Annotated in this window: 21 protein-coding genes; 11 read left to right on the top strand and 10 right to left on the bottom strand. The window is 58.0% G+C overall.

Going from position 1 to position 24,792, the window contains the following annotated elements:
• Nucleotides 1–35: 35 nt before the first annotated feature.
• The 4 genes from Q6A51_RS17615 to Q6A51_RS17600 all read right to left on the bottom strand — a co-directional run bounded on the left by Q6A51_RS17615 (nucleotide 36) and on the right by Q6A51_RS17600 (nucleotide 3,905).
• Nucleotides 36–773, bottom strand: a complete 738-nt coding sequence (locus tag Q6A51_RS17615) for a hypothetical protein (protein WP_304575363.1) — start codon at nucleotides 771–773, stop codon at nucleotides 36–38.
• 275 nt (nucleotides 774–1,048) lie between these two features.
• Entirely contained in the window at nucleotides 1,049–1,903 is an 855-nt protein-coding gene (locus Q6A51_RS17610) for an ATPase (protein ID WP_201020637.1), read from the bottom strand.
• Between the two features lie 67 nt (nucleotides 1,904–1,970).
• Nucleotides 1,971–2,969 (bottom strand): NAD-dependent epimerase/dehydratase family protein, encoded by a 999-nt coding sequence (locus Q6A51_RS17605; RefSeq protein ID WP_201020638.1) that lies wholly within the window; start codon nucleotides 2,967–2,969, stop codon nucleotides 1,971–1,973.
• Between the two features lie 36 nt (nucleotides 2,970–3,005).
• Nucleotides 3,006–3,905 (bottom strand): LysR family transcriptional regulator ArgP, encoded by a 900-nt coding sequence (locus tag Q6A51_RS17600; protein WP_304575362.1) that lies wholly within the window; start codon nucleotides 3,903–3,905, stop codon nucleotides 3,006–3,008.
• Nucleotides 3,906–4,001: 96 nt separating this feature from the next.
• On the opposite strand from Q6A51_RS17600, the gene Q6A51_RS17595 reads away from it, so the two are divergent.
• The 10 genes from Q6A51_RS17595 to Q6A51_RS17550 all read left to right on the top strand — a co-directional run bounded on the left by Q6A51_RS17595 (nucleotide 4,002) and on the right by Q6A51_RS17550 (nucleotide 19,028).
• Complete coding sequence (locus Q6A51_RS17595) at nucleotides 4,002–4,604, top strand: LysE/ArgO family amino acid transporter (protein ID WP_201020640.1); 603 nt, start codon at nucleotides 4,002–4,004, stop codon at nucleotides 4,602–4,604.
• Nucleotides 4,605–4,797: 193 nt separating this feature from the next.
• A complete protein-coding gene (locus tag Q6A51_RS17590; RefSeq protein WP_201020641.1) occupies nucleotides 4,798–5,379 on the top strand; it encodes a superoxide dismutase in 582 nt (193 codons plus the stop codon).
• Between the two features lie 242 nt (nucleotides 5,380–5,621).
• Complete coding sequence (gene ptaA, locus Q6A51_RS17585) at nucleotides 5,622–6,728, top strand: pyoverdine biosynthesis transaminase PtaA (RefSeq protein ID WP_304575361.1); 1,107 nt, start codon at nucleotides 5,622–5,624, stop codon at nucleotides 6,726–6,728.
• Between the two features lie 331 nt (nucleotides 6,729–7,059).
• Nucleotides 7,060–9,111: a putative bifunctional diguanylate cyclase/phosphodiesterase gene (locus tag Q6A51_RS17580; RefSeq protein WP_201007187.1), complete on the top strand. Its 2,052-nt coding sequence runs from the start codon at nucleotides 7,060–7,062 to the stop codon at nucleotides 9,109–9,111.
• Between the two features lie 265 nt (nucleotides 9,112–9,376).
• Nucleotides 9,377–10,729, top strand: a complete 1,353-nt coding sequence (locus tag Q6A51_RS17575; protein ID WP_201020643.1) for an imelysin family protein — start codon at nucleotides 9,377–9,379, stop codon at nucleotides 10,727–10,729.
• A 246-nt stretch (nucleotides 10,730–10,975) separates the two neighbouring features.
• A complete protein-coding gene (locus Q6A51_RS17570) occupies nucleotides 10,976–12,403 on the top strand; it encodes a di-heme oxidoreductase family protein (RefSeq protein ID WP_201020644.1) in 1,428 nt (475 codons plus the stop codon).
• A 30-nt stretch (nucleotides 12,404–12,433) separates the two neighbouring features.
• A complete protein-coding gene (locus tag Q6A51_RS17565; protein ID WP_201020645.1) occupies nucleotides 12,434–13,498 on the top strand; it encodes an imelysin family protein in 1,065 nt (354 codons plus the stop codon).
• A gap of 17 nt (nucleotides 13,499–13,515) precedes the next feature.
• Nucleotides 13,516–14,613 (top strand): DUF1513 domain-containing protein, encoded by a 1,098-nt coding sequence (locus tag Q6A51_RS17560; RefSeq protein WP_304575379.1) that lies wholly within the window; start codon nucleotides 13,516–13,518, stop codon nucleotides 14,611–14,613.
• Nucleotides 14,614–14,790: 177 nt separating this feature from the next.
• Nucleotides 14,791–15,942 (top strand): efflux RND transporter periplasmic adaptor subunit, encoded by a 1,152-nt coding sequence (locus Q6A51_RS17555; RefSeq protein ID WP_201020646.1) that lies wholly within the window; start codon nucleotides 14,791–14,793, stop codon nucleotides 15,940–15,942.
• A gap of 14 nt (nucleotides 15,943–15,956) precedes the next feature.
• Nucleotides 15,957–19,028 (top strand): multidrug efflux RND transporter permease subunit, encoded by a 3,072-nt coding sequence (locus tag Q6A51_RS17550; protein ID WP_304575360.1) that lies wholly within the window; start codon nucleotides 15,957–15,959, stop codon nucleotides 19,026–19,028.
• A 39-nt stretch (nucleotides 19,029–19,067) separates the two neighbouring features.
• Here the strand turns inward: Q6A51_RS17550 and Q6A51_RS17545 are convergent, their stop codons facing one another.
• The 5 genes from Q6A51_RS17545 to colR form a co-directional block, all read right to left on the bottom strand.
• Nucleotides 19,068–19,295 (bottom strand): hypothetical protein, encoded by a 228-nt coding sequence (locus Q6A51_RS17545; RefSeq protein ID WP_201020648.1) that lies wholly within the window; start codon nucleotides 19,293–19,295, stop codon nucleotides 19,068–19,070.
• The gene (locus Q6A51_RS17540) at nucleotides 19,295–19,990 is read right to left on the bottom strand and encodes a lipopolysaccharide kinase InaA family protein (RefSeq protein WP_374063558.1); all 696 of its coding nucleotides are present in this window, start codon (nucleotides 19,988–19,990) and stop codon (nucleotides 19,295–19,297) included. The genes Q6A51_RS17545 and Q6A51_RS17540 overlap by 1 nt, the downstream gene beginning before the upstream one ends.
• A gap of 33 nt (nucleotides 19,991–20,023) precedes the next feature.
• Nucleotides 20,024–20,704 (bottom strand): class I SAM-dependent methyltransferase, encoded by a 681-nt coding sequence (locus tag Q6A51_RS17535; RefSeq protein ID WP_201007173.1) that lies wholly within the window; start codon nucleotides 20,702–20,704, stop codon nucleotides 20,024–20,026.
• A 133-nt stretch (nucleotides 20,705–20,837) separates the two neighbouring features.
• The gene (locus Q6A51_RS17530) at nucleotides 20,838–22,124 is read right to left on the bottom strand and encodes a sensor histidine kinase (protein ID WP_201020651.1); all 1,287 of its coding nucleotides are present in this window, start codon (nucleotides 22,122–22,124) and stop codon (nucleotides 20,838–20,840) included.
• Entirely contained in the window at nucleotides 22,114–22,797 is a 684-nt protein-coding gene (colR, locus tag Q6A51_RS17525; protein WP_304575359.1) for a two-component system response regulator ColR, read from the bottom strand. Before colR ends, Q6A51_RS17530 begins: the two co-directional genes overlap by 11 nt.
• Nucleotides 22,798–22,958: 161 nt before the next feature.
• Between colR and Q6A51_RS17520 the strand changes: the two genes are divergently transcribed.
• The gene (locus Q6A51_RS17520; RefSeq protein WP_304575358.1) at nucleotides 22,959–23,699 is read left to right on the top strand and encodes a phosphatase PAP2 family protein; all 741 of its coding nucleotides are present in this window, start codon (nucleotides 22,959–22,961) and stop codon (nucleotides 23,697–23,699) included.
• On the opposite strand, the gene uvsE is transcribed toward Q6A51_RS17520, so the two are convergent.
• Nucleotides 23,696–24,715, bottom strand: a complete 1,020-nt coding sequence (uvsE, locus tag Q6A51_RS17515) for a UV DNA damage repair endonuclease UvsE (protein ID WP_201020653.1) — start codon at nucleotides 24,713–24,715, stop codon at nucleotides 23,696–23,698. The two genes, Q6A51_RS17520 and uvsE, sit on opposite strands and share 4 nt — an antisense overlap.
• Nucleotides 24,716–24,792: the final 77 nt, after the last annotated feature.

The following is a 24,792-nucleotide window of genomic DNA, read 5'->3' as shown; positions in this document are numbered from 1 at the left end:
AAAGAGCCAGGGTTTCTTGCATCGAAACACTTTACTTACTTTGCACTTTCAACCACGCCCTGCACATTACCGTCTGCATCCGTGATCGTACCATCGGCCAACTTCCAGCGGCCATCGGGATACTTCACAGAACCATCGGCCAGTAACCAGGTGCCATCTTTATACAGATAGCTACCATCCGCATATTGTGTGGTTCCATCGGCATGCACGATAGTACCGTCCACTTTCTGCACCGTGCCGTCAGGACTGGTGACCGATTGCCCTTGTGCATCGGCAACACTCCCATTGGGATAAGTGACGGTCCCGTTGGGGTTGAATACGCTATTGAGCGGATGGACCAATTGCAGAACGCCCGTTGCCGTATTGATCACGTTCAATGTTGTTTCCAGACGCGATGGGCGTGCAGGCACAGGCGGCAGACTTGAAGCGCCGACAGTGGGTGCAGAGCCACTGGATACAGGTTTTGGCGGGACAGGCTTTGCAGGTGTCGGCTTGACCGGCGGCTTTGGAGGAAGTACCGGTTTGACCGGTGGTTTGGGAGGTGCCACAGGCTTGACTGGAGGCCGCTGCGGCCGGACGGGAAACTTGGGTGGCTTGGTTGGCGGTATGACCGACTTGGGTGGTTTTACTCCTACGGGCGGCCTTTTTTGCAACTCCGCAAACTTGCCGGAATCCGCGTGTACATCCGCCACATCGCCATAACTTTCAGCACTGTCCTCGACAGCATTGAACATTTCATTCTCTACATCTTTCATATTCTTGATTCCATTCATTATTGAAACTCCTGTTTAAAACCGCACCTCCACAGTAATGCCTGCGCCTGTCTATTTCGTATATTTATTTATCGAGTTAACTTTTATTTAACAGCCTGGAACAGGCTTTATTAAAAACAAAAATCAATCACCTGTAAAAAACAGTCTCATTACAATAGAAACGTGCATGACAGAGTATCTTTTCGCACTGTCCAGGCGAATATCACTGTACCAAGGCGAGAAACCTGAAAATGGGCCAGCCCGCAACAGAGTTGCTGCGGGCCAGGCTTTACGTCTTACCGACTGGCGTTGATCTGCTGCGACAACGTCTGGATCTGGCTGGTCAGGGTGTTGATGTTGCGGGTCACCTGAGCACGAAAGGCATCGAACTCGGCAGTATTGCCAGCCGCCGAAGGAGCCGGTCGATTTTCCTGCTCGCTCTTGAGCACCACCAGATCCTGCTCAAGACGCTCGATGGCCGCCGAGGGGTTACCCTGTTTTTTCAGGGTCGCCACATCGGTACTCAGGCTCTTGAGCTGGGCATCGAGTCTGGCCTGATCGCTCTGTGCGGCTTTCAGATCCGGCAATGCCGTCTTGAGGGCCGTCAGTTCGATCGCAACGTTCTTGAGCTGCTCCTGCAACTGCGCGTTGTCGTGCTGTTGTTGCGCAGCTTGCGAGGATATCTGCTCCAGGCGCTTGTCCAGGCTGCTTTGCTGCCCTTCGACACCTTCGCGCTGCTTGTCCTGATCTTCCAGTTGCGCTTCAAGCAGCTTGATGCGCTGCTTGAGCGCCTCGCCATCGCTGCTCAGCGATTCGGTCGCAACCACCTTGCCGGAAATGTCCTGCAGGCGGCCTGCCGCTTCTTCACTGATGCGTGCAAAACTTTCCTGGGTGGCGACCAGTTGCTGTTCCATCAGGGAAACCTGCTGGAAACTCCACCAGCCCAGGCCACAGAACGCAATGAACAAGGCGCCCACCAAAGCCCAGAGCGGCCCGGTACTCGGCCCTTTGACCTTGGCCACCGGCGTGCTGCGCGAGTAGACCGTCGTACGCTCGCGGGCGCCCTTGGTCGGGACGAAATCATCGTCATCGTCGTCCTTGGCGCTGAGGTTCGGAACGTCATCGACGTCGTCGTATGGATCGTTACGCATGGGTAACCCTTTAAAAGGAAACTGTTGAAACCAAAGGTGCGCAGTATAACCGGGCTCTGTTGCCGTTTCAGCGCGAACCACCTTGCTGAGCCGACCACCAGCCACAGAACTCATCCAGCGCAGCCCAGAGGCTGACCTTCGGCTGGTAATCCAGATAATGCCTGGCACGGCTTATATCAAGCGTGAAGTCCTTGTTCATGACCTGCATTCCCAACCTCGACAGGGTGGGTTCAGGTCGGCCAGGCCACAACAGGCATGCGCCCTCGTTGATAGCAGCTGCGGCATACGCCAGCCGGTATGAGCGATAGCGCGTGACCTGCGGCAACTGCATCTGACGCATGACATAGTTGATGGCATCCCACAGCGGAACCGGCGCGCCATTACTGATGTTGTAGGCCTTGCCCAGCGCCGAGCCCGTTACCAGCAAACTGCTTGCCATGGCCTCGTTGAGATTCTGCATGCTGGTGAAGTCCACCACGTTCAAGCCATTGCCCACGATTGCCAGGCGTTTCTTGCGTTGCATGTGCAGCAGGCGCGGGAAAATGCTGGTGTCGCCCGCGCCCGTTACAAAACGCGGCCGCAAGGCGATGACTTCAAGCCCGAACTCTTCAGCGCCAAACACCTTTTGTTCAGCCAGATACTTGGTGCTGGCGTAGTGATTGTGCAAGCGCCTTGGCACTTGCTCTTCCTTGATGTCGCGGTGCGAACGTCCGTCGAAATAGATCGACGGTGACGAAAGATGGACAAGCCTGCGCACTCTTTGTTTCAGACAGGCCTCGACAATGTTCTCGGTGAGCTGCACATTGCCCTGGACAAAATCCTGCCGAGTGCCCCATACACCGACCGCGCCGGCGCAATGCACCACGGCTTCCACGTCATGACACAAGGCCTTGACCAGTTCCGGGTCCGCCAGATCACCCTGAATGAATTCGGCTCCGCGTCGTACCAGATGCTCGACACCTGTGGCCCGACGACCATTGATGCGCACGCTCATGCCCTGCTCCAGAGCAAAACGCGCAAAGCGTCCGCCGATGAAGCCGCTTGCGCCGGTGACCAGAATCTTCATTTACCGCTCCCACATTTCATATGTCTTCACTGACGCTCACTTGTCGTCCAGCGGCACCAACCACTGGCTCGCCTGTTGCGCCAGATGCGCCGTGAGGCGGGTCAGCAATTGCCCGCCATTACGCCAATGGTGCCAATACAAGGGCACGTCGATGTAGCGATCAGGCACCAGCTCGCGCAACGACCCTCGCTGTAATTGCGCCTGCACCTGCAACTCGGGCACCAGCCCCCAGCCGACTCCAGCCTCAATCATCCGCACAAACCCGTCGGACGAGGGGCACAGATGATGCTCGAAACCGCCCTCGCCCCCAAGCAATGCAAGGTAGCGATGCTGCAAAAAGTCATCGGGGCCAAATACCAGCGCAGCAGAGTGCATCAGCTTTTCGGGGCTGATGCCCTCGGCAAAATGCCGCTCGATAAAGGCCGGGCTGGCCAACGCACGATAACGCATGGCACCGAGCAACTGACTGCGCGCACCGGCCACCGGTCGCTCGCTGCCACACAGGCAGGCGGCCACTTCACCGGCACGCATGCGCTTGAGGCCCACGTCCTGATCCTCGACCACCAGATCCAGCAACAGACGCTGCTCGGCACAGAAAGCGCCCACCGCCGGAGCCCACCAGGTCGCCAGGCTATCGGCGTTGAGCGCGATGCGCAGCCGCTCGGGCATGCCTTCTTCGTCCAGTGCGGGCACCTGACTTTGCAGATCGCGCTCCAGCAGACGCACTTGCTGCACATGGTTGAGCAAGCGTCTGCCGATATCGGTCGGCGTGGGGGGCGTGGCCCGAATCAGCACCGGCTGGCCGACCCGGGCTTCAAGCAGCTTGATCCGTTGCGAGACGGCGGACTGGGACAACCCCAGCACCTGTGCCGCACGTTCAAAACCGGCTTGTTCAACAACAGCCGCCAGGGCTGAGAGTAATTTGTAATCGAACATCAGTTTTCCTAATGAGCAATCAGGAATATTGGTTTTTCTTATACACCCACAGCTCAGACAATCGCCACCTCTCCCCTGCATTCTGGAATTCATTTCATGTGGCACAGTTATTTCAACGGCCTGTTGGTCGCAGGCGGCCTGATCATGGCCATTGGTGCGCAGAACGCTTTTGTCCTGGCCCAAGGCCTGAGACGCGAACATCACGTGCCGGTGGCGATGCTGTGTATTGTCTGCGATGCAATTCTCGTGGCCGTTGGTGTGTTCGGCCTGGCCAATATCCTGGTACAGAATCCGGCCTTGCTGGCGGTCGCACGCTGGGGCGGCGTGATCTTCCTGACCTGGTATGGCGTGCAGGCACTGCGCCGCGCCTGCTCGCGCCAAAGCCTTGAGCAAAGCGCAACGGCGGGCCAGAGGTCGCGTCGTGCGGTGCTGCTCAGCGCCCTGGCGGTCACGCTGCTCAACCCGCATGTCTATCTCGACACGGTCTTGCTGATCGGCTCGCTGGGGGCGCAACAAAGCGTACCCGGCGCCTATGTTGCCGGTGCCGCCAGCGCTTCACTGCTGTGGTTCTCGACTCTGGCTATCGGCGCGGCCTGGCTCGCTCCATGGCTGGCACGTCCCGCCACCTGGAGGCTGCTGGATCTGATGGTGGCAGTCATGATGTTCAGTGTCGCAGCACAACTGATCAGGGCGAGTTGAGAGTTTGTCCCTTTTAATGAGAAAAGGCTTTGGAACCTTTATCCCACACACTTGTTGCGTGGTTAAGGCGCAGGGCCGGTGCTATGATCCGGGGTCTGCGCCGAAAAAGAGTAAAACTCCCGGTGCATGCTGTATCTGGCCGCCCGTGATCGGCCTTGCGATTACCGCAACTGACCTGATAAGGAGATAAACCATGGCTTTTGAATTGCCACCGCTGCCCTACGAAAAAGACGCTCTGGTGCCGCACATTTCCGCTGAGACACTGGAATATCACCACGACAAGCACCACAACACCTATGTCGTGAACCTGAACAACCTGGTGCCAGGCACCGAGTTCGAAGGCAAGACTCTGGAAGAAATCATCAAGACTTCTTCGGGCGGTATCTTCAACAACGCCGCTCAGGTCTGGAACCACACATTCTACTGGGAATGCCTGTCGCCAAAAGGCGGCGGCGAGCCAACCGGCGCTCTGGCCGAGGCCATCACCGCAGCATTCGGCTCTTTCGAGAAGTTCAAGGAAGAGTTCAGCAAAACCACCATCGGCACTTTCGGCGCTGGCTGGGGCTGGCTGGTGAAGAAAGCTGACGGCTCCCTGGCACTGGCCAGCACCATCGGTGCAGGCAACCCGCTGACCAGCGGCGACACTCCGCTGCTGACCTGCGACGTCTGGGAACACGCTTACTACATCGACTATCGCAACATGCGTCCAAAATACGTCGAAGCGTTCTGGAACCTGGTGAACTGGGACTTCGTGGCCAAGCAATACGCTGCCTGATTCCTGCTTCATACAAGAAACCCGGCAATGCCGGGTTTTTTATTGCTCGCCGTTCAGACCTTTGATTTAAAAAGAAATCCTGCACCGTGCCGACACCCCCTCCTGCCCTCCCGAATGCCTCCCGGTAAATATCCTTCGCTTGCTATCGTTTTCATCAACGAAGACCCCGCCACTCAAGGCCTGCATCACATCAATGCGCCATTACGAGTGCAGACGTTCGCAACCAACAAGGGACTTACTCCATGTCATCGGTCAGCCGTCGTTCTTTCGTTACCCTCTCCGCACTGGCATCTGCGAGCCTGGCGCTGCCAGGAATCAGTTCAGCCGCACCACGGACAAACAACCCCGCCAGCAATGACAAGATTCATCTCAACTTCAATGAAAGCCATTTAGGCCCATCTGCCCTGGCCCTGGAAAAGATGCAGGACGGTGCGGCTTCGACAGGACGCTATCACTATGGCGCGCAATTGAAGCTGATCGAACTGTTCGCCAGACAGAATCAGATACCCAGCGATTACGTACATGCTTACAGCGGCTCGCGTGAACCCTTGCAGTACGCGATTGCAGCGTTCACCGATGAGAACCGAAGCCTTGCTCTCGCCACGCCATCCTACGATGCGCCTGTCGAAGCCGCGAACAGTCAGCAGGTCGCGTTCCATGAAGTGCCCCTGCTGCCCGATGGCTCGCATGATGTCGAGGCCATGCTCAAGGTCGACACGACGCCAGGCCTGATTTACATCTGCAACCCCAACAATCCCACCGGAACCGTGACAGCGCAGCATCAGATAGAGAAAGCCATCCTCGCAAAACCCGAAGGTTCGGTGGTGTTGATCGATGAGGCGTACATTCATTTCTCGGATGCCCGCAGCCTTATTCCGCTGGCAGCCAAGCGCAAGGATGTGCTGGTTCTGAGAACCTTCTCCAAGCTCTACGGCATGGCTGGAGCCAGGCTGGGTCTGGCAGTGGGGCATCCTGAACTGCTGGAGAAAATCGAAGTATGGGGCGGCAATAATTTTGTCTCGTTGCCTGCCGCCATGGGGGGTATGGCCAGCCTTGAAGACCCCGATCTGGTGAGGCAGCGCAAGCAGCTCAATACCCGGGTGCGCGAACAGACCCGGGCCTTTCTCGCCAGCCATGGATTCACCTGCACGCCTTCGCAGGCCAATTGCTTCATGATCGATACGGGCCACCCGGCCGAGCGTGTCATTGAGGGGTTGGCCAGGCGCAAGATTCTGATTGGCAGGAAGTGGGATGTCTGGCCGACCTGGGTGCGGGTTAGCATCGGCACAGAGGCAGAAATGCAGGCATTTCGCCAAGCCTTCATCGAAGTCGTACAACAACTGGCCTGACTAACTCTGGCAGGCAACGCTCTAGTACGGGCATCTTCCCCCGCTTCGTGCAAGCGGGGGCATTCAATCGTTAACCTGACACTAATGTTTTGTATGTTGCCAGAAAGCAATAGCAGACTAATATTACTTCTTGTATTTACAGAGTCATGCTCAAGTTCCATGCATACTTGTCCGACATAGTAGAATCGCCCCGGATCCAATCTTGCGGGTAAGCAGGACAAGAGAAGCAGAAATCGGCCAGATGAGCGCGCGCTCGTCACGAGGCTGACACAGCTGGTTTTTCGATGGTTGTAGGGTTGCACGCTCCCGGCACGAATTAAGGAATGACCATTTGAAGCTGGAACTCAAACACAGCTTGTCGGTTAAGTTGCTGCGCGTGGTACTACTGTCAGCGCTGTTCGTAGGCGTTGTGTTGAGTTGCGCGCAAATCGTCTTCGATGCTTACAAGACTCGCCAGAACGTGGCCAGCGATGCCGAACGTATTCTGGACATGTTCCGCGATCCTTCGACCCAGGCGGTGTACAGCCTGGACCGGGAAATGGGCATGCAGGTCATCGAAGGATTGTTTCAGGACAACTCCGTTCGCATGGCGTCCATCGGGCACCCGAACGAAACGTTGCTCGCGGAAAAAGAGCGCCCTCTGAAAATCTCTTCCACTCGCTGGCTGACAGACCTCATTCTCGGCCAGGAGCGCAGTTTCACGACCCAACTGGTCGGCCGCAGCCCTTACAGCGAATACTACGGCGATCTGCGCATCACTCTGGATACCGCCAACTACGGCGAGAGCTTCATCATCAATGCCGTGATCATTTTCATCTCCGGGGTGTTGCGCGCACTGGCCATGGGGCTGGTGCTGTATCTGGTCTATCACTGGCTGCTGACCAAGCCGCTGTCCAAAATCATCGAGCATCTGACCAGCATCAACCCGGATCGCCCCAGCGAGCATCAATTGCCATTGCTCAAGGGCCATGAAAAGAACGAACTGGGTATCTGGGTCAATACCGCCAATCAGTTGCTGGCCTCTATCGAACGCAACACGCACCTGCGTCACGAAGCCGAAAACAGCCTGCAACGCATGGCCCAATATGACTTCCTGACCGGGTTGCCCAACCGCCTGCAATTACAGACTCAACTGGACAAGATTCTCGTGGATGCCGGGCGCTTGCAACGTCGCGTTGCGGTGCTGTGTGTCGGCCTGGATGACTTCAAGGGCATCAACGAACAATTCAGTTACCAGACGGGCGACCAGTTGCTTCTGGCTCTGGCGGACCGGCTGCGCGCCCACAGCGGCAGGCTCGGCGCTCTGGCGCGACTGGGTGGCGACCAGTTCGCTCTGGTTCAGGCCGATATCGAACAGCCTTACGAAGCCGCGGAACTGGCGCAGAACATTCTTGATGATCTCGAAGCGCCGTTCGCGCTGGATCTTCAGGAGATCCGCCTGCGCGCGACCATCGGCATCACGCTGTTCCCGGAAGACGGCGACAGCACCGAGAAGCTGCTGCAAAAAGCCGAACAGACCATGACCCTGGCCAAGACGCGCTCGCGCAATCGCTACCAGTTCTATATAGCCAGTGTCGACAGCGAAATGCGCCGTCGCCGCGAACTGGAAAAAGACCTGCGCGAAGCCCTGCCCCGTGGCCAGTTCTATCTGGTCTATCAGCCACAGATCAGCTATCGCGACCATCGCGTGATGGGCGTCGAAGCGCTGATCCGCTGGCAACACCCGGAGCACGGCCTAGTACCGCCCGATGTCTTCATCCCTCTGGCAGAACAGAACGGCACCATTATCGCCATCGGGGAATGGGTGCTCGATCAGGCCTGCCGCCAGCTGCGCGAATGGCACGATCAGGGCTTCACCGAATTGCGCATGGCGGTCAACCTGTCCACCGTGCAACTGCACCACTCGGAACTGCCGCGAGTGGTGAACAACCTGCTACAGATCTACCGCCTGCCGCCACGCAGCCTGGAGCTGGAAGTCACTGAAACCGGCCTGATGGAAGATATCAACACTGCCGCTCAACACTTGCTCAGCCTTCGCCGCTCCGGGGCGCTGATCGCCATTGACGACTTCGGTACCGGCTATTCGTCCCTGAGTTATCTCAAGAGCCTGCCGCTGGACAAGATCAAGATCGACAAGAGCTTTGTGCAGGACCTGATCGACGACGATGACGACGCGACCATCGTGCGCGCCATTATCCAGCTGGGTAAAAGCCTGGGCATGCAGGTCATTGCCGAAGGTGTGGAAACCAGCGAGCAGGAAGCCTACATCATTTCCGAAGGCTGCCACGAAGGTCAGGGCTACCTCTACAGCAAGCCCCTTCCCGGCCGTGAAATTCTGCCTTACCTGAAACAGGCCCAACGCAGCCAGGCAGAAGCCCTGTAGGTAGTTGCGCGGCACAAGGCAGGAGCCAATTCATACGCGAAAGCAGCAGGCGATGCATTTCCATTGCATGTGCCGGCCTCTCGCGAATGAATTCGCTCCTACGATCAATATCCGGTTGTCTTGAAACCGACAGTTACACGTCGTCGAATGCTCGTTCACGACTTTAAGGGCGTTATGCCTTTACACCGAATGCAAATCTTTCGCATTATGTCGCAGTTTTTCTGGGCGCTCGGCGCCATAAATCCCCTAGACGCAGGAATTCGTCATGATTCGTATGCCTCTGGCAACAGCTAGTCTGCTGGCCATAGCTATCTCCCTCGCCGGTTGCGGCGAAGGCAAGGACAAGGCAGCCGCTCCCGCTCCTGCTGCAGCTCCTGTGACTCCGGCAGCAGCGCCTGCCGCACCTGCTCCGGCAGCGGCAACCCAGACCGATGACGCCGCCGCCAAGGCCGTGGTCGCCAACTACACCAATATTGTCTTTGCCGTGTTCAGCGATGCCGAAACCGCTGCCAAGAACCTGCAGACCGCAGTCAATGCATTCCTCGCCGCACCGAGCGACCAGACCCTCAAGGCCGCCCGTGATGCCTGGGTTGCCGCCCGCGTGCCTTACATGCAGAGCGAAGTCTTCCGCTTCGGCAATACCATCATCGACGACTGGGAAGGTCAGGTTAACGCCTGGCCCCTGGACGAAGGCCTGATCGACTACGTGGCCAAGGATTACCAGCACGCGCTGGGCAACCCGGGCGCTACTGCCAACATCATTGCCAACACTGAAATCCAGGTCGGCGAAGACAAGGTCGACGTCAAGGACATCACGCCCGAGAAACTCGCCAGCCTAAATGAGCTGGGCGGTTCCGAGGCCAACGTCGCCACCGGCTACCACGCCATCGAATTCCTGCTCTGGGGCCAGGACCTGAACGGCACCGGCCCTGGCGCCGGCGCACGTCCTGCCAGCGACTATCTGGAAGGTGCCGGCGCAACCGGCGGCCACAACGATCGTCGTCGCGCCTACCTCAAGGCGGTGACCGACCTGCTGGTAACCGATCTGGAAGAAATGTCGGGCAACTGGAAAGCCGGTGTCGCCGATAACTATCGTGCTTCCCTGGAAGCGGAGTCCGGCGAAAACGGCCTGCGCAAAATGCTGTTCGGCATGGGCAGCCTGTCGCTGGGCGAACTGGCCGGCGAGCGCATGAAAGTGGCTCTGGAAGCCAACTCCAGCGAAGACGAACACGATTGCTTCAGCGACAACACGCACAACTCGCACTTCTACAACGGCAAAGGCATCCGCAACGTCTACCTGGGCGAATACACCCGCACCGACGGCAGCAAGATCACCGGCCCAAGCATCTCGTCTCTGGTCGCCAAGGTTGACCCGGCCACCGACGCCACACTGCGCGCCGACCTGGACGACACCCAGGCCAAGCTGCAAGTGATCGTCGATCATGCCAACAAAGGCGAACACTTCGACCAACTGATCGCTGCGGGCAACACCACAGGCAATCAAGTGGTACGTGACGCCATTGCTGCACTGGTCAAACAGACCGGCGCCATCGAGCAAGCCGCTGGCAAGCTCGGCATCACCGACCTGAACCCGGACAACGCCGATCACGAGTTCTGATCCGTGATGTAACCGGAGGCTCAGAGCCTGCAATACCGAATGCCAGTCAGGTTTGCTGACTGGCATTTTTCATGCCTTTCTCCTGCAAAAAAACAAAGCAGCCGCGTCGCCTTTCAAAAGCCGCCCAGCCCGCGATTTAGTAACAATACGTTGCCTCAGCCCGAGCAAACGATAACTTTTCTTATTCCAAACCCATCAGGCTGATAAGCTTGCTCGCCCTGATTTTCAGCTCGTTGCAGAATTCGTATGAGTATGCCGCTGCGCCTGTCCCTTGTTTTGTTCTCGGCTCTGGTCCTGATTGCGTGCGATGACGCGCCGCGTTTCACTCAGGCAGAACCGGGGGAAGCTCTGTCTGGCGGTGCTGCTACGGTAAAGAAAAGCGATCAGAACGCCTTCTCCATGCCGTCAGCCAATCTCTCGCCGGTGCGCAGGCTGGACTTCAGTGTCGGCAACAGTTTCTTCCGCAACCCCTGGGTTATCGCGCCCTCGACCACCACTGCCCGTGACGGGCTGGGTCCGTTATTCAATACCAATGCCTGCCAGAACTGCCATATCAAGGATGGTCGCGGCCATCCGCCAGAGCCCGGCGACACCAATGCCGTGTCGATGCTGGTAAGGCTTTCGATTCCGAACAGCCCGGCGTATGCCGAGGTCATCAAGCGCAACGGTGTGGTGCCCGAGCCGAGTTATGGCGGACAGCTACAGGACATGTCGATCCCTGGTATCGCGCCGGAAGGCAAGGTGCGGGTCGAGTACGATCCTCTGACCATTCGCTTTCGCGATGGTATGACTGTCGAGTTGCGTCAGCCGACCTTGCGTATCACGCAACTGGGCTATGGCCCCATGCACCCCGACACCCACGCTTCGGCGCGCATTGCCCCGCCCATGATCGGTCTGGGACTGCTTGAGGCGATTCCCGAAGCGGCGATCCTGGCCAATGACGACCCTGACGACAAGAATGGCAACGGTATTTCCGGACGCGCCAACTGGGTCTGGGACGATGTGCAGCAAAAGGTCGTCTTGGGGCGCTTCGGCTGGAAGGCCGGGCAACCCACGCTCAATCAACAGAATGTCCACGCATTCTCGGGTGATATGGGCTTGACCACCAGCCTGAAAACTTCCGATGACTGTACCCCGGTGCAAACGGTTTGCCGCGATGCACCAAACGGTAATGGCCCCAACGGCGAACCGGAGGTCAGCGACAATATTCTGCGGCTGGTGGAGTTCTATACCCGCAACCTGGCTGTTCCGGCACGTCGCAATGTGGATGATCCGCAAGTACTGGCGGGCAAGAACCTGTTCTTCAAGGCAGGCTGCCAGCAATGCCACACACCGCAATTCACCACCCGCGCCGATGCGGCAGAGCCTGAGCTGGCCAATCAGGTGATTCGTCCCTACAGCGACCTGTTGCTGCACGATATGGGCGAAGGCCTGGCCGACAACCGGACCGAGTTCCAGGCCACTGGCCGCGAATGGCGTACACCGCCGCTCTGGGGCCTGGGCCTGACCGCTACCGTCAGCGGGCACACACAATTTCTACATGATGGTCGCGCTCGCAACGTGATGGAGGCGATACTGTGGCACGGCGGCGAAGCCCAGGCAGCACAGCGACAGGTATTGGCTTTCGACGCCGAGCAGCGTGCGGCGCTGTTGGCGTTCCTGAATTCGTTATAAGCATTCCCTTTTAAAAATAAGGAGCCGGACATGTTCCGACCCAAGTTGTTGTTTACCAGCCTGGCAGCCCTGGCTCTGGGCGCCTGCGCACCATCGGACCCACAAGCCGTCACCTCTGCCGCCATCGCCAAGCAGGTGATCCTGCCGACCTACAGCCGCTGGGTCGAAGCCGATCGCCAGCTGGCCAGCAGCGCAATTGCCTTCTGCCAGGGCAAAACCGATCTGGAAAGCGCACGCGCCGACTTCCTGAAAGCACAGAAAACCTGGGCCGAGTTGCAGCCATTACTGATCGGGCCGCTGGCCGAAGGCAACCGTGCCTGGCAAGTGCAGTTCTGGCCGGACAAGAAAAATCTGGTCGGACGTCAGGTCGAACAACTGGTCAACGCCCAGCCGCAGATCAGTGCCGAAGAACTGTCCAAGGCCAGCGTCGTGGTTCAAGGGCTGTCGGCTTATGAATACATCCTGTTCGATGCCGAAATCGACATGGCCAACGCCGAACAGAAAGCCCGTTACTGCCCGTTGCTGATGGCAATCGGTGAGCGCCAGAAGATCCTGGCCGAGGAAATTCTCAGCCGCTGGAACAGCAACGACGGCATGCTCGCGCAACTGAGCAAGTTCCCGAACACGCGCTATGCCGACTCCCACGAAGCCATCGCCGAAGTGCTGCGTGTACAGGTCACCGCGCTGGACAGCCTGAAGAAAAAACTGGGCACACCACTGGGTCGCCAGACCAAGGGCCAGCCGCAACCGTTCCAGGCCGACTCCTGGCGCAGCAAGTCTTCGCTCAGCAGCCTGGAAGCCAGCCTGATCAGCGCCCAGACCGTCTGGGTCGGCGTGGATAACAAAGGGCTGCGGGGTCTGTTGCCCGCCGAGCAGAAACCACTGGCCGACAAGATCGACGCAGCCTACGCTGCCAGCCGCAAACTGCTGTCGGAACTCAAGCCGCCACTGGCCGACCTGCTGGCCAGCGAAGCCGGCCGTCAGCAGCTCAATGCGTTTTACGACAGCCTGAACGTGGTTCACCGCCTCCATGAAGGCGAGCTGGCAAAAGCTCTGGGTATTCAGTTGGGCTTCAACGCCAACGACGGCGATTGATCGAGAGGTTGTAGATGATGTTGCGACGTCAGGCCCTGGCTCTTGGCAGCCTGTTACTCAGCGCTTGTACGCTGGGCGGCTGGACTCTGTTTCGGCAAAAAGGCAAAAGCCCCCTGCTGCTTTCCGCTCGCGACGATGGCGACGCAAGGCACTACGCAGTGGGCTACCGGCTCGACGGCACGCAGGTGTTCGCAACCCAGGTCGCCCAGCGTTGCCATGACATCATCAATCACCCGTCCTTGCCGCTGGCAGTATTCATCGCCCGCAGGCCCGGCACTGAAAGCTACCTGATCGACCTGCGCGACGGTCGCCTGCTGCAAACCATCACTTCGCAGCCGAACCGGCATTTCTACGGCCACGCCGTGATCCATGGCGATGGCGAGTGGCTGTACGCCACGGAAAACGACACTACCGATCCCGGTCGAGGCCTGCTGGGCGTTTATCGTTTTGTCGATGAACGACTGGTGCATTCGGCAGAGATCCCCACTCACGGCATCGGCCCGCATCAGGTGTCGTGGATGCCGGACGGCGAAACGCTGGTAGTTGCCAACGGCGGTATTCGCACCGAGGCCGAAAGCCGGGTAGAGATGAACCTGCATGCCATGGAGCCCAGCCTGGTGCTGATGCAACGCGACGGCACACTGCTGAGCAAGGAAACCCTCAGGCAACAGATGAACAGCGTGCGCCACATGGGAATTGCCAGCGACGGCACCATTGTCGCCGGGCAGCAATTCATGGGCGATGCCCATGAGTCCTCCGAACTGCTGGCGATCAAGCGTCCGGGTCAACCCTTCCAGGCCTTTCCCGTAGCCGAAGAGCAATTGCGGGCGATGGGGCATTACACCGCCAGCGTTGCGGTACACAGCGACCTGCGACTGGTTGCACTGACAGCGCCCCGTGGCAACCGGCTCTTTATCTGGGATCTGGACAGCGGTGCAGTGAAACTCGACGCGCCTCTGCCTGACTGTGCAGGCGTGGGTGCGGTTGCCGATGGCTTTGTCGTGACCTCCGGTCAGGGCCGCTGCCGCTTCTACGACTGCCGCCAGCCCCAATTGCTGGCTAAACCTCTGGATCTGCCGGCAGGGCTCTGGGACAACCATTTGCATCTGGTGTGATTGTCTGTGGGACCGGATTCATCCGGGAAGGCGTTTTGAGAATGTACTGGCCTCTTCTCGGATAAATCCGGTCCTACGACCATAAATAAAGAAATGTCCTACGCCCTGCCGGTTTGCAATATCCGGCGCTGGAGCTAGCCTGCTTCTCAGGTTAAATATCTCCAAAGGAAGTGCAGTATGGTGCGTCGGCGCATGCTGATCATGCTGGGCTTTGTTCTGCTTGTAGTGCTTTTACTGGCGGGCTACAAGGCCCTCTCCATTTATCGGCAGATTCAGCAATTCAGCGCCCCAAAACCACCGGTCAGCGTGGCTGTGGCCACTGCCAGCGAACAACCGTGGCAAAACCTTCTACCCGCCATCGGCACCCTCAAGGCCTTGCAGGGCGTCGACCTGAGCCTGGAAATCGCCGGCACGGTAAAGGCCGTGCAATTCGAGTCAGGACAAAAGGTCAGGGTTGGTCAGCCCTTGCTGCAACTGGACAGCGATGTCGAAAAGGGCCTGCTGGGCACTGCCGAGGCGGATCTGGGGCTGGCACAGGTTGAACACGGTCGCGGCAGCAGGCTGGTGGGTGATCAGGCGATTTCCAGAGGGGACTTCGACAAGCTCGCCGCACAACTGAAAAAAGCCGGCGCAACCGTCGCCCAGCTCAAGGCCTCTTTGGCCAAGAAACAGATACTCGCGCCATTCAGCGGCACCATCGGCATTCGTCAGGTGGATGTGGGCGATTACCTGGCCAGCGGAACGGTCATCGCTACCCTGCAGGACCTGAGCAGCCTCTATGTCGACTTCTACGTGCCGGAGCAGGCCCTGCCGAAGATCGCCATTGGCCAGACAGTCCGGCTCAGTGTCGCGGCCTATCCGGAGCAGCAATTTGAAGCCAGGGTCAGCGCCATCAACCCCAGGGTCGATGAGACCACCCGCAACGTGCTGATTCGCGCCACCCTGCCCAACCCTGAAAGCAGGCTGCTGCCGGGCATGTTCGCCAGCCTGCAGGTCGTATTGCCCAGTGCTCCAAGCCAGATCGTGGTGCCGGAAAGTGCAATTACCTACACCCTCTATGGCAACTCGGTGTTTGTCGTCGTACCGAAGAAAAACGACAAGGGCGAACCGGAAAAAGACGCCGCAGGCCAGCAACAACTGGCGGTCGAACGACACTTCGTCGAAACCGGTGAACGCCGCGCCGGGATGGTCATCATCGTCAGAGGGATCAAGGCTGGCGAGCAGGTTGTCAGCGGCGGGCAGCTCAAGCTCGACAACGGAACCCATGTGGCCATCAGCGCCGACAAGACCTTGCCGGCCGATCCGAACAGCCAGCCACGCGCTGACTGATCAAGGAATTTCTCATGGCATTTACAGATCCGTTCATTCGCCGCCCGGTACTGGCGACCGTGGTCAGCCTGCTGATCGTGCTGCTGGGTTTCCAGGCGTTCAGCAAGCTGACCATCCGCCAGTATCCGCAGATGGAAAACGCCATGATCACCGTGACCACGGCGTATCCCGGCGCCAATGCCGAAACCATTCAGGGCTACATTACTCAGCCGCTGCAACAGAGCCTGGCCAGCGCCGAAGGCATCGACTACATGACGTCGGTCAGCCGCCAGAACTTTTCGGTGATCACGATCTATGCACGCATCGGTGCCGACAGCGACCGCCTGTTCACCGAGCTGCTGGCCAAGGCCAACGAGGTCAAGAACAAACTGCCGCAAGACGCCGAGGACCCGGTACTGAGCAAGGAAGCAGCCAACGCTTCGGCGCTGATGTACATCAGCTTCTACAGCTCCGAACTGAGCAATCCACAGATCACCGACTACCTGTCACGGGTCATCCAGCCCAAGCTGGCCACGTTGCCCGGCATGGCCGAAGCAGAAATCCTCGGCAATCAGGTCTTCGCCATGCGCCTCTGGCTGGACCCGGTACGGCTGGCCGGCTTCGGGCTGACGGCCGCCGATGTCACCAATGCAGTACGCCGCTATAACTTCCTGTCGGCGGCCGGTGAGGTCAAAGGCGAATACGTGGTCACCAGCATCAACGCCACCACCGACCTCAAGTCCGCCGAAGCCTTTGCCGCGATTCCACTGAAGACCGATGGCGACAGCCGGGTGCTGCTGGGGGATGTAGCGCGGGTGGAAATGGGCGCAGAGAGCTACAACGCGGTCAGCTCCTTCGATGGCATACCCTCGGTCTATATCGGCATCAAGGGGACTCCCAGTTCCAACCCGTTGGATGTGATCAAGGAAGTGCGGCGCATCATGCCGGAGCTGGAAAGCCAGTTGCCGCCCAGCCTAAAGGTGTCCATCGCCTATGACGCAACGCTGTTCATCCAGGCTTCGATTTACGAGGTCGTGAAAACCCTGATCGAGGCAGTACTGATCGTGGTAGTGATCGTGTTCCTGTTCCTCGGCGCACTGCGTTCGGTGCTGATTCCGGTCATCACCATTCCGCTGTCGATGATTGGCGTGTTGTTCTTCATGCAGTTGATGGGCTACTCGATCAACCTGCTGACATTGCTGGCGATGGTGCTGGCCATCGGTCTGGTGGTCGACGATGCAATTGTGGTGGTGGAAAACATCCATCGCCATATCGAGGAAGGCAAGACTCCGTTCGACGCCGCCATTGAAGGGGCGCGGGAGATCGCCATGCCGGTGGTCTCGATGACCATCACACTGGCCGCGGTGTATGCGCCTATCGGTTTTCTGGAAGGCCTGACCGGCGCGCTGTTCAAGGAGTTTGCCCTGACGCTTGCCGGGGCGGTGGTCATTTCGGGCATCGTGGCTCTGACACTCTCGCCAATGATGTGCGCCCTGTTACTGCGCCACGATGAAAACGCCAGCGGTCTGGCCCACAAGCTCGACAAGCTTTTCGAGCGTCTGAAAGTACGCTATCAGCGCCTGTTGCACGGCACCCTCGACACCCGCCCGGTGGTGCTGGTGTTTGCCTTGATCGTCCTGTTCCTGATTCCCGTGCTGCTCAAGTTCACCCAGTCGAACCTGGCGCCGGACGAAGATCAGGGCATCATTTTCATGATGGCGACCTCGCCGCAGCCGACCAATCTGGATTACATCAACACCTATACCGATGAGTTCGTACAGATATTCCGAGAGTTTCCCGAGTATTACTCCTCGTTCCAGATCAACGGTTTCAATGGTGTACAGACCGGCATCGGTGGTTTCCTGCTCAAGCCATGGGACGAGCGCAGCCGTACCCAGATGGAAATCCTGCCGCAGGTTCAGGCACGGCTGGCGCAGATACCGGGCCTGCAAATCTTCGGCTTCAACCTGCCCTCGCTGCCGGGTACCGGTGAAGGTCTGCCGTTCCAGTTCGTCATCAATACCCCGAACGATTATGCCGCGCTGCTGGAGGTCGCAGAGCGGATAAAGAAACGTGCTGTGGAGTCCGGAAAATTCGCATTCATGGATCTCGATCTGGCCTTCGACAAGCCTGAAGTGGTGGTTGAGATCGACCGGGCCAAGGCAGCCCAGATGGGTGTTTCCATGCAGGACCTGGGCAGCACGCTGGCGACTCTGCTGGCCGAGGCGGAAATCAACCGCTTCACCATCGAAGGTCGCAGCTACAAGGTCATTGCCCAGGTAGAGCGAGCCTATCGGGACAATCCTGGCTGGCTGAACAACTATTACGTGAAGAACAGCGAAGGCAAACTGTTGGCTCTGTCCACACTGATAACGATCAGTGACCGGGCCAGACCCCGTCAGCTCAACCAGTTTCAGCAGCTCAACTCGGCAATCATCCAGGGTTTCCCCATCGTCAGCATGGGCGAGGCCATCGAGACAGTTCGCCAGATCGCCAGCGAAGAAGCGCCTGCCGGGTTTGCCTATGACTATGCGGGCGCTTCACGCCAATACGTGCAGGAAGGCAGCGCTCTGTGGGTGACCTTTGCGTTGGCGCTGGCGATCATTTTTCTGGTGCTGGCAGCACAGTTCGAGAGTTTCCGCGACCCGCTGGTGATTCTGGTCACCGTACCGCTGTCGATCTGCGGGGCATTGATCCCGCTGTTCCTCGGGCTGTCGAGCATGAATATCTACACGCAGGTAGGGCTGGTGACACTGATCGGTCTGATCAGCAAGCACGGAATCCTGATCGTCGAGTTCGCCAATCAGCTACGTCACCATAAAGGGTTGTCGGCACGTGAGGCGGTAGAGGAAGCCGCTGCGATTCGCCTGCGCCCGGTGCTGATGACAACGGCTGCAATGGTCTTTGGCATGGTGCCACTGATATTCGCGACAGGGGCCGGAGCCGTCAGTCGTTTCGATATAGGGATAGTGATTGCTACGGGGATGTCGGTGGGAACCCTGTTTACCCTGTTTGTACTGCCTTGCGTGTATACGGTTCTGGCTGCACGGGACAAAGCGGCTGATGCTGCACTCTCACAGACAGCAGAAGCAAAACCCACACACTAGAAAGCCCCGAAAAGGGGCTCTGGAAAGTTGAAGATCATTTCAACCTTTGGGGCCGGAGCCCTGAACAAGACCGTACATCAATAGCAACAGATCATGATCAGGCTTGACTGCCTGCATGCTCTTTACGACTCGCGGCAAAGGACAATGCCCTTCACCACTCTGGACACTGAGTATCTTTGTCGAGGGCTGCTCCCAGGCAGCCACGGCAACGGTTGCAGTTGCCAAGGCACCGACTACAAACAGACCTCTAGCCATTTCAAGTTTCATCACTCCAAACCTTTGATAGTGCTGCCAAACACTGAATGGTAAAAGTAGACAAGCTTTTGCCAGTCTGCTGCTTCGAGTGACGAATGGCGTCGAAACTGTTTCATGTCATGCTGGGCAGCGCCATAAGCAGTCCAGCGACGGCGGGCTTTCTCCAGGTCAAGCAGCGCAACTTCCACCCGAGCCTGCGAGCCTTCGCCAGTCACACGCACGAATATGTGCTTGCTGTACAAGCAACTATGCTGCCAGCGCGCAAGATGCATACGGGCCAGAGTGGAACCTATTTCCTTGAGCATGCGCTCATGCAGCAACTCACCGCAACGCTCACGCCCACCATTGGCATACCACTGGGCAAGATCCTCGAAACCCTCAAGTGCCTCCGTGACCAGCAAGGCGCGCCATTGATTGTTTTCGTCTCGCTCGGCACCGCAGAACATTATCTCAGGCACGCCGACGTTGATCTGGCGCAGACCTTCGATGGCATCGCGCTCACGCAGAACGGTCGGACGCCCCAATGGATACAAAAAACTACGATAGGTATGGCCAATCTGACGCTTGCTGTAAAGCATCGGACCTTCGTTGCCATAAATCCGCTGAACACCGCTTTCACCACCACGACGAACATTCGGCTCTTCTACCCACTCACCGCGCAAGTTCCAGAAATGGCTGAAGCGGCTCTCTTTTTTGGAGGTACGCATCGCTTTTCCTAAAGTCTGAACACTCATCCAAAATTACCTTTTACGCAGTAAATAGACGCGCCACATGGCATAAAACGGTAAGAAATCCATGCGTTCCTGAATCCGGAAACCCGCCTGTTCAAACTCGGCCTCGACAGTTTCAACGGGTAACACAAAACGATTCTGGTAACCTTCAGCCCCACTTTTTTGCTGCCTGTGTTGCTCAAGGCGCTTGCGTTTCCAGGCCTTGAAATTGCCATCGACCCAGAGCGAAACAATCACGCTGTCACGGGTGACACGCTGAAACTCCCGTAATAGAGACATTCGATGTTCAGCCTGCCCAACATGGTGCAAAAGACGCATACAGAAAATACTGTCCACGGCGTTTTCGGGCAGATTGATTGCGAAAGCAGATGTCTGCAAAGGTTGTACCCTTTTCACAACATCTTCAGGCTGAGACTCCAGAGCGGTCTTGAGCATGTCCTCGGAATTGTCGGCGCCGATGATAGAGCGATTGGCTTTTTCAGCCAACAAAGACCAGAAACGGCCAGCACCGCAGGGCAGGTCGAGTACCAGCCCGGGATCACCGGCAAGGTGCAAGGCCTTTCGGGCAAGTTGCTCGTCACGATAATGAGAAAGTTTGCGCCACAGACCGTCCTGATGCTTGTCCAGATACTGCCGGGCGTGATCTTTATCGTATTTGCGCGAGAACTCAAGCTCGATGCGCTTGCTCATGTGGGGGGCATCTCATGATTCTGATTGAGGCCAGACTACTCAAGGCACTGTCATCGTCAGGTCATGCAGATGTGAAAAAAATGTTCTCTGGGAGCAGAGAACATTTCAAGATATTACAGGCACTTCCGGAGACTCAGGTTTTGCTGACAAGACTCACCTTGAACCGGCAACCATTTGGCTCCATCGGTGTGAGCCCTACACTCCAACCCTGATTCGCACAGATCCGTTGCACCAGCGAAAGCCCAAGACCAAGCCCTTCTCCACGCTGCTCATTGCCTCGCACAAAAGGCTCGAACATGGCTTCGCGTTTTTCTTCGGGAATGCCCACGCCGCTGTCTTCAACCAGAAAGCCGTCCTCCAGCAGGGTCAGGGCGATAAAGCCATGATCGGTGTAATGCAGCGCATTGCGCAGCAGGTTGCCCATCACCGCATGCAGAAAGGTGGCGTTGTAGCGCACATCGGTCGACAGGTCGGCCTCTGGCGGGTTGTAGATCAGTTGCAGGCCCTTGCCTTCGATCGGGCCACGCCACAAGGCAACCAGTTGCTCGGCAACAGCACCAAGAGTGGCGCGTGGCGTCATGGCCGGATCTTCGCGCTGGGTTCGGGCCAGCATGAGGAAGGTCTGCACCAGATCGCGCATTTCTTCACAGGCCCGGGCAATACGCTCTACCTGCCTTCTGGCACGCTGGTCGAGGGCCGGGTTTTCAAGCAGCAGTTCGCAGGAGCTGGCGAGCACCATCAAGGGTGTACGCAGTTCATGGCTGACATCGCTGGTAAACATCCGCTCACGTATCAGCGCCTGCCTGAGACGGCCAAGCGTGGCATCGAACGCGACGGCCAGCTCACCGACTTCGTCGGCGGCATAATCAGGGGCCAATGGCGGCGCCAGCCCCAGTAGCTGGTCACGATGGCGAACCTGTCGAGCCAGACGTACCACGGGAGCCATGACACGCCGGGCCAGAACCCAGCCCAGGAATACGGCGAGCGCCAGGGCCAGCACGAACCCCACCAGTACAACGGCGAACAGAACACGCTCGCGCTCTTCGAAGTCGCTCTGATCCTGCAGCAAGGCGTAATGCCTGCCATCCACCACCTCGATCATGGCGTGGTAGGACAAGGGCCCGCGAAACACTTCATGAAAGCCCGGCTCAAGATGGCGCAAGTCCTTGGGCAGGTCGAAATCGCCCGGACCATTGGTGAAGTAGAACAGTTGGTCCGGCTTGGGGCGATGGCTCCAGTCACTGACACTGTCCATCAGCATCAAACGATTGAGGTCGCCTCCCAAGCCCGCGGAAATCAGTTTTTCCTCGACCAGATGAACCGTGGAAATGATTCCCATGGCAAAAGAGCCAGCGACCAAGGCACTCATCAAGGCAAAGGCAATGATGATCCGCTGGGCAAGGCTCTGTTTAAACTCCATCCTTGCCCTCGGCCAGACGGTAGCCAACACCATGTACGGTTTGCAGCAGAGGTTTCGGGAAAGGTTTGTCGATCACCTGACGTAACTGATGCACATGGCTGCGCAGGCTGTCGCTGTCAGGGCAATCATCGCCCCACAACGCTTCCTCAAGCACCTCGCGACGCAGCACATGCGGGCTCTTCTGCATAAGAACCGCCAGGAGTTTCAAACCGACCGGGTTGAGCTTGAGCAGGCGAGAGTCGCGGGTGACTTCCAGGGTATCGAGGTCATAGACCAGGTCAGCGACCTGCAGGGTACGACGCCCTCCTCCCTGAGCACGACGCAACACCGCTTCGATACGCGCCGCCAGTTCGGACAGCGCGAAAGGCTTGAGCAGGTAGTCGTCGGCACCAGAGCGGAAACCCTGCAAGCGATCATCCAGTTGATCACGGGCGGTGAGCATGATCACCGGCGTGTCACGCCGCGCATCTTCGCGCAGGCGCTTGCAGAGGGTGTAGCCGTCGATGCCGGGCAGCATGATGTCGAGCACGATCAGGTCGTAATGCTCGGTTGCAGCCAGATGCAGTCCAGAGAGGCCATCCTGTGCGCAATCGACTGTATAGCCTTTCATACCCAGGTAATCGGCCAGGTTCGCCAGGATGTCACGGTTATCTTCGACCAGAAGAATTCGCATGTGGGACACTCTCATATGCAATTTGGGCTGGCGCAGCTTAAGGCGAACTCAGCCTCAGGGCCAGTACCACATGGCTTTACGTTTTTTTCACCAGAGGAGGCAGAAACTGCCTCGTCCCCCGTAACAGCCGTCGGGGCCTTTGTAATAGAACTGGATTCGACATGCCGACACCCGCAACCCTGCCCGGCTCACGCCCGCTCAATCCGTGGATCTATCTGGGTATTCCTGCTGTAACCGCTCTGATCCTTATCCTGCTGGAACTGACGTCACTGGACATGAGCCTCGCCCACCTGGCTTATGACCCGATCGCGGGCGACTTCATCGGCAAGCACAGCTATTTTCTCGAAGACATACTGCACGACCGCGCCAAACAGGTCGTCATTGGCCTCGCTGTCGTATCCATGCTTGTTTTCGCCGCCTCGTTCAAGGTCAAGCGCCTGATGCCGTGGCGCCGCGAACTGGGTTGCCTGGTGCTTTCCATGGCGCTTTCGACAGGTTTCGTGACACCGCTAAAAGTCGTCACTTCAGTGCAATGCCCATGGAGCCTCACCGAGTTCGGCGGCAAGGAAACCTACAGCGAACTGCTCGCTTCGCGTCCTGAAACGGACAAACCGGGCCGCTGCTGGCCGGGCGGTCATGCGGCGACCGGCTTCTCCCTGCTCGCCCTGTTTTTCATGTTCCGTGACCGCAAGCCACGCCTGGCAAAGGCTGGGCTGATACTCGCTTTCAGCCTGGGCTCCCTATTTTCTCTGGGCCGTATGCTGCAAGGCGCTCACTTCTTCTCGCACAACGTCTGGACAGCGGTGTTCTGCTGGTTGATCTGCCTGGGCGCGTATTACTTCATCCTGTACCGACCGGATAAAAGCGTCCAGGCAGAGCAAGGTCTGCTCGTGAAGCCTTAAACCATGTATTGGTGGTAATACTCCAGCGTGGCCACGTTCTTGTGCTTGGATTCGAACATGACGTCGAACCGGTCAAGAAACCCGGTCACGTATTCGTTGGTCCAGCGGTTCCACATCATGTCGCTGTGGCCATAGAGGTCGCGCTTGGAGAGGACGTGCAGCAGCGCGTCCATTTCCAGCTTCTGGTCAGCGGTAAAACCCAGCTCCTGCAAACGCTCCTGGGGCTGAGAGTAATGCATGGTCGGACGCACGCCACGCCAGCTTTCAATAACTCGCTCGACGCGAGGCGACTGCGCAGGCATGTAGTCATCTTCATGGATCCAGCAATGGTGTACGTCCAGAACCACCGGAGCCAGATCGGCTAACCCGAGGCAATCGTCCACGCCGTAGGTTTTTTCGTCGTTCTCGAAAGTGATGCAGTTCTGCGCCTCTTTCGACAGACGCGACCAGATAGAGCGAATACCCTCGGCGCCCAGACGACCGGCAATGTGGATATTGCATTTGAAATCCTGGAACTCACGCCCGTAGCCCATCATCCGGATCATGTCGGCGTGATACTCGAATTCGGCCAGGCTGTTCTCCACCACTTCAGGCTTGTCGGAACCCAGCACGCAATATTGGCCAGGATGCATGGACAGCCGTATTCCGGCAGCACGCGCCGCCACACCAATGGCGGCAAAGCCCTTGATCAGCATCGACTGAATGACCGGCTGCCGGTAGAACGCGCTGACTTTCGGGTGGCTGTAGAACGGCAGCAGATCACTGCTCAGGCGCAACATTTTCAGTGCATCAGGCAAGGTCGCCACATAAGCCAGCAAACGCAACTGGGCTTCGAGGTTGTGCTCGATGATCTCCACCAGTCTGGCATGAGCGACTTCGGTGGAAACGCTCTCCATCCAGCGCAAAGTGGTGGTGCGCGGATTCAAGGCCGCCTCAATGGTTTTCAACTCGCCAGGGGACAGGTTGCGTTGAGGGTGTCGATACTGGCATGCAAAACCGATCCGGGCAGTGGACATGGCAATCCTGAAATCAGAAGGAATGGTGGTCAGACTATTGAACGGATAGACCGTTCGCTATTGTGTAATTGCATCAA

Origin of the sequence: Pseudomonas serbiensis, assembly GCF_030580745.1 — a bacterium.
Taxonomy (GTDB): Bacteria; Pseudomonadota; Gammaproteobacteria; order Pseudomonadales; family Pseudomonadaceae; genus Aquipseudomonas; species Aquipseudomonas serbiensis.
The sequence above is the reverse complement of the archived record's forward strand: the minus strand, read 5'-3'. Positions and strand labels throughout refer to the sequence as shown.

Excerpts from the sequence above, each read along its gene's own strand:
- Q6A51_RS17595 (WP_201020640.1), top strand. The coding sequence starts at position 4,002 with ATGTGGCACAGTTATTTCAACGGCCTGTTGGTCGCAGGCGGCCTGATC.
- Q6A51_RS17615 (WP_304575363.1), bottom strand. The coding sequence starts at position 773 with ATGAATGGAATCAAGAATATGAAAGATGTAGAGAATGAAATGTTCAAT.
- Q6A51_RS17565 (WP_201020645.1), top strand. The coding sequence starts at position 12,434 with ATGTTCCGACCCAAGTTGTTGTTTACCAGCCTGGCAGCCCTGGCTCTG.
- Q6A51_RS17570 (WP_201020644.1), top strand. The coding sequence starts at position 10,976 with ATGAGTATGCCGCTGCGCCTGTCCCTTGTTTTGTTCTCGGCTCTGGTC.
- Q6A51_RS17550 (WP_304575360.1), top strand. The coding sequence starts at position 15,957 with ATGGCATTTACAGATCCGTTCATTCGCCGCCCGGTACTGGCGACCGTG.
- Q6A51_RS17535 (WP_201007173.1), bottom strand. The coding sequence starts at position 20,704 with ATGAGCAAGCGCATCGAGCTTGAGTTCTCGCGCAAATACGATAAAGAT.
- Q6A51_RS17590 (WP_201020641.1), top strand. The coding sequence starts at position 4,798 with ATGGCTTTTGAATTGCCACCGCTGCCCTACGAAAAAGACGCTCTGGTG.
- colR (WP_304575359.1), bottom strand. The coding sequence starts at position 22,797 with ATGCGAATTCTTCTGGTCGAAGATAACCGTGACATCCTGGCGAACCTG.
- uvsE (WP_201020653.1), bottom strand. The coding sequence starts at position 24,715 with ATGTCCACTGCCCGGATCGGTTTTGCATGCCAGTATCGACACCCTCAA.
- Q6A51_RS17605 (WP_201020638.1), bottom strand. The coding sequence starts at position 2,969 with ATGAAGATTCTGGTCACCGGCGCAAGCGGCTTCATCGGCGGACGCTTT.
- Q6A51_RS17560 (WP_304575379.1), top strand. The coding sequence starts at position 13,516 with ATGTTGCGACGTCAGGCCCTGGCTCTTGGCAGCCTGTTACTCAGCGCT.
- Q6A51_RS17545 (WP_201020648.1), bottom strand. The coding sequence starts at position 19,295 with ATGAAACTTGAAATGGCTAGAGGTCTGTTTGTAGTCGGTGCCTTGGCA.
- Q6A51_RS17530 (WP_201020651.1), bottom strand. The coding sequence starts at position 22,124 with ATGGAGTTTAAACAGAGCCTTGCCCAGCGGATCATCATTGCCTTTGCC.
- Q6A51_RS17610 (WP_201020637.1), bottom strand. The coding sequence starts at position 1,903 with ATGCGTAACGATCCATACGACGACGTCGATGACGTTCCGAACCTCAGC.
- Q6A51_RS17575 (WP_201020643.1), top strand. The coding sequence starts at position 9,377 with ATGATTCGTATGCCTCTGGCAACAGCTAGTCTGCTGGCCATAGCTATC.
- Q6A51_RS17520 (WP_304575358.1), top strand. The coding sequence starts at position 22,959 with ATGCCGACACCCGCAACCCTGCCCGGCTCACGCCCGCTCAATCCGTGG.
- ptaA (WP_304575361.1), top strand. The coding sequence starts at position 5,622 with ATGTCATCGGTCAGCCGTCGTTCTTTCGTTACCCTCTCCGCACTGGCA.
- Q6A51_RS17540 (WP_374063558.1), bottom strand. The coding sequence starts at position 19,990 with ATGCGTACCTCCAAAAAAGAGAGCCGCTTCAGCCATTTCTGGAACTTG.
- Q6A51_RS17555 (WP_201020646.1), top strand. The coding sequence starts at position 14,791 with ATGGTGCGTCGGCGCATGCTGATCATGCTGGGCTTTGTTCTGCTTGTA.
- Q6A51_RS17600 (WP_304575362.1), bottom strand. The coding sequence starts at position 3,905 with ATGTTCGATTACAAATTACTCTCAGCCCTGGCGGCTGTTGTTGAACAA.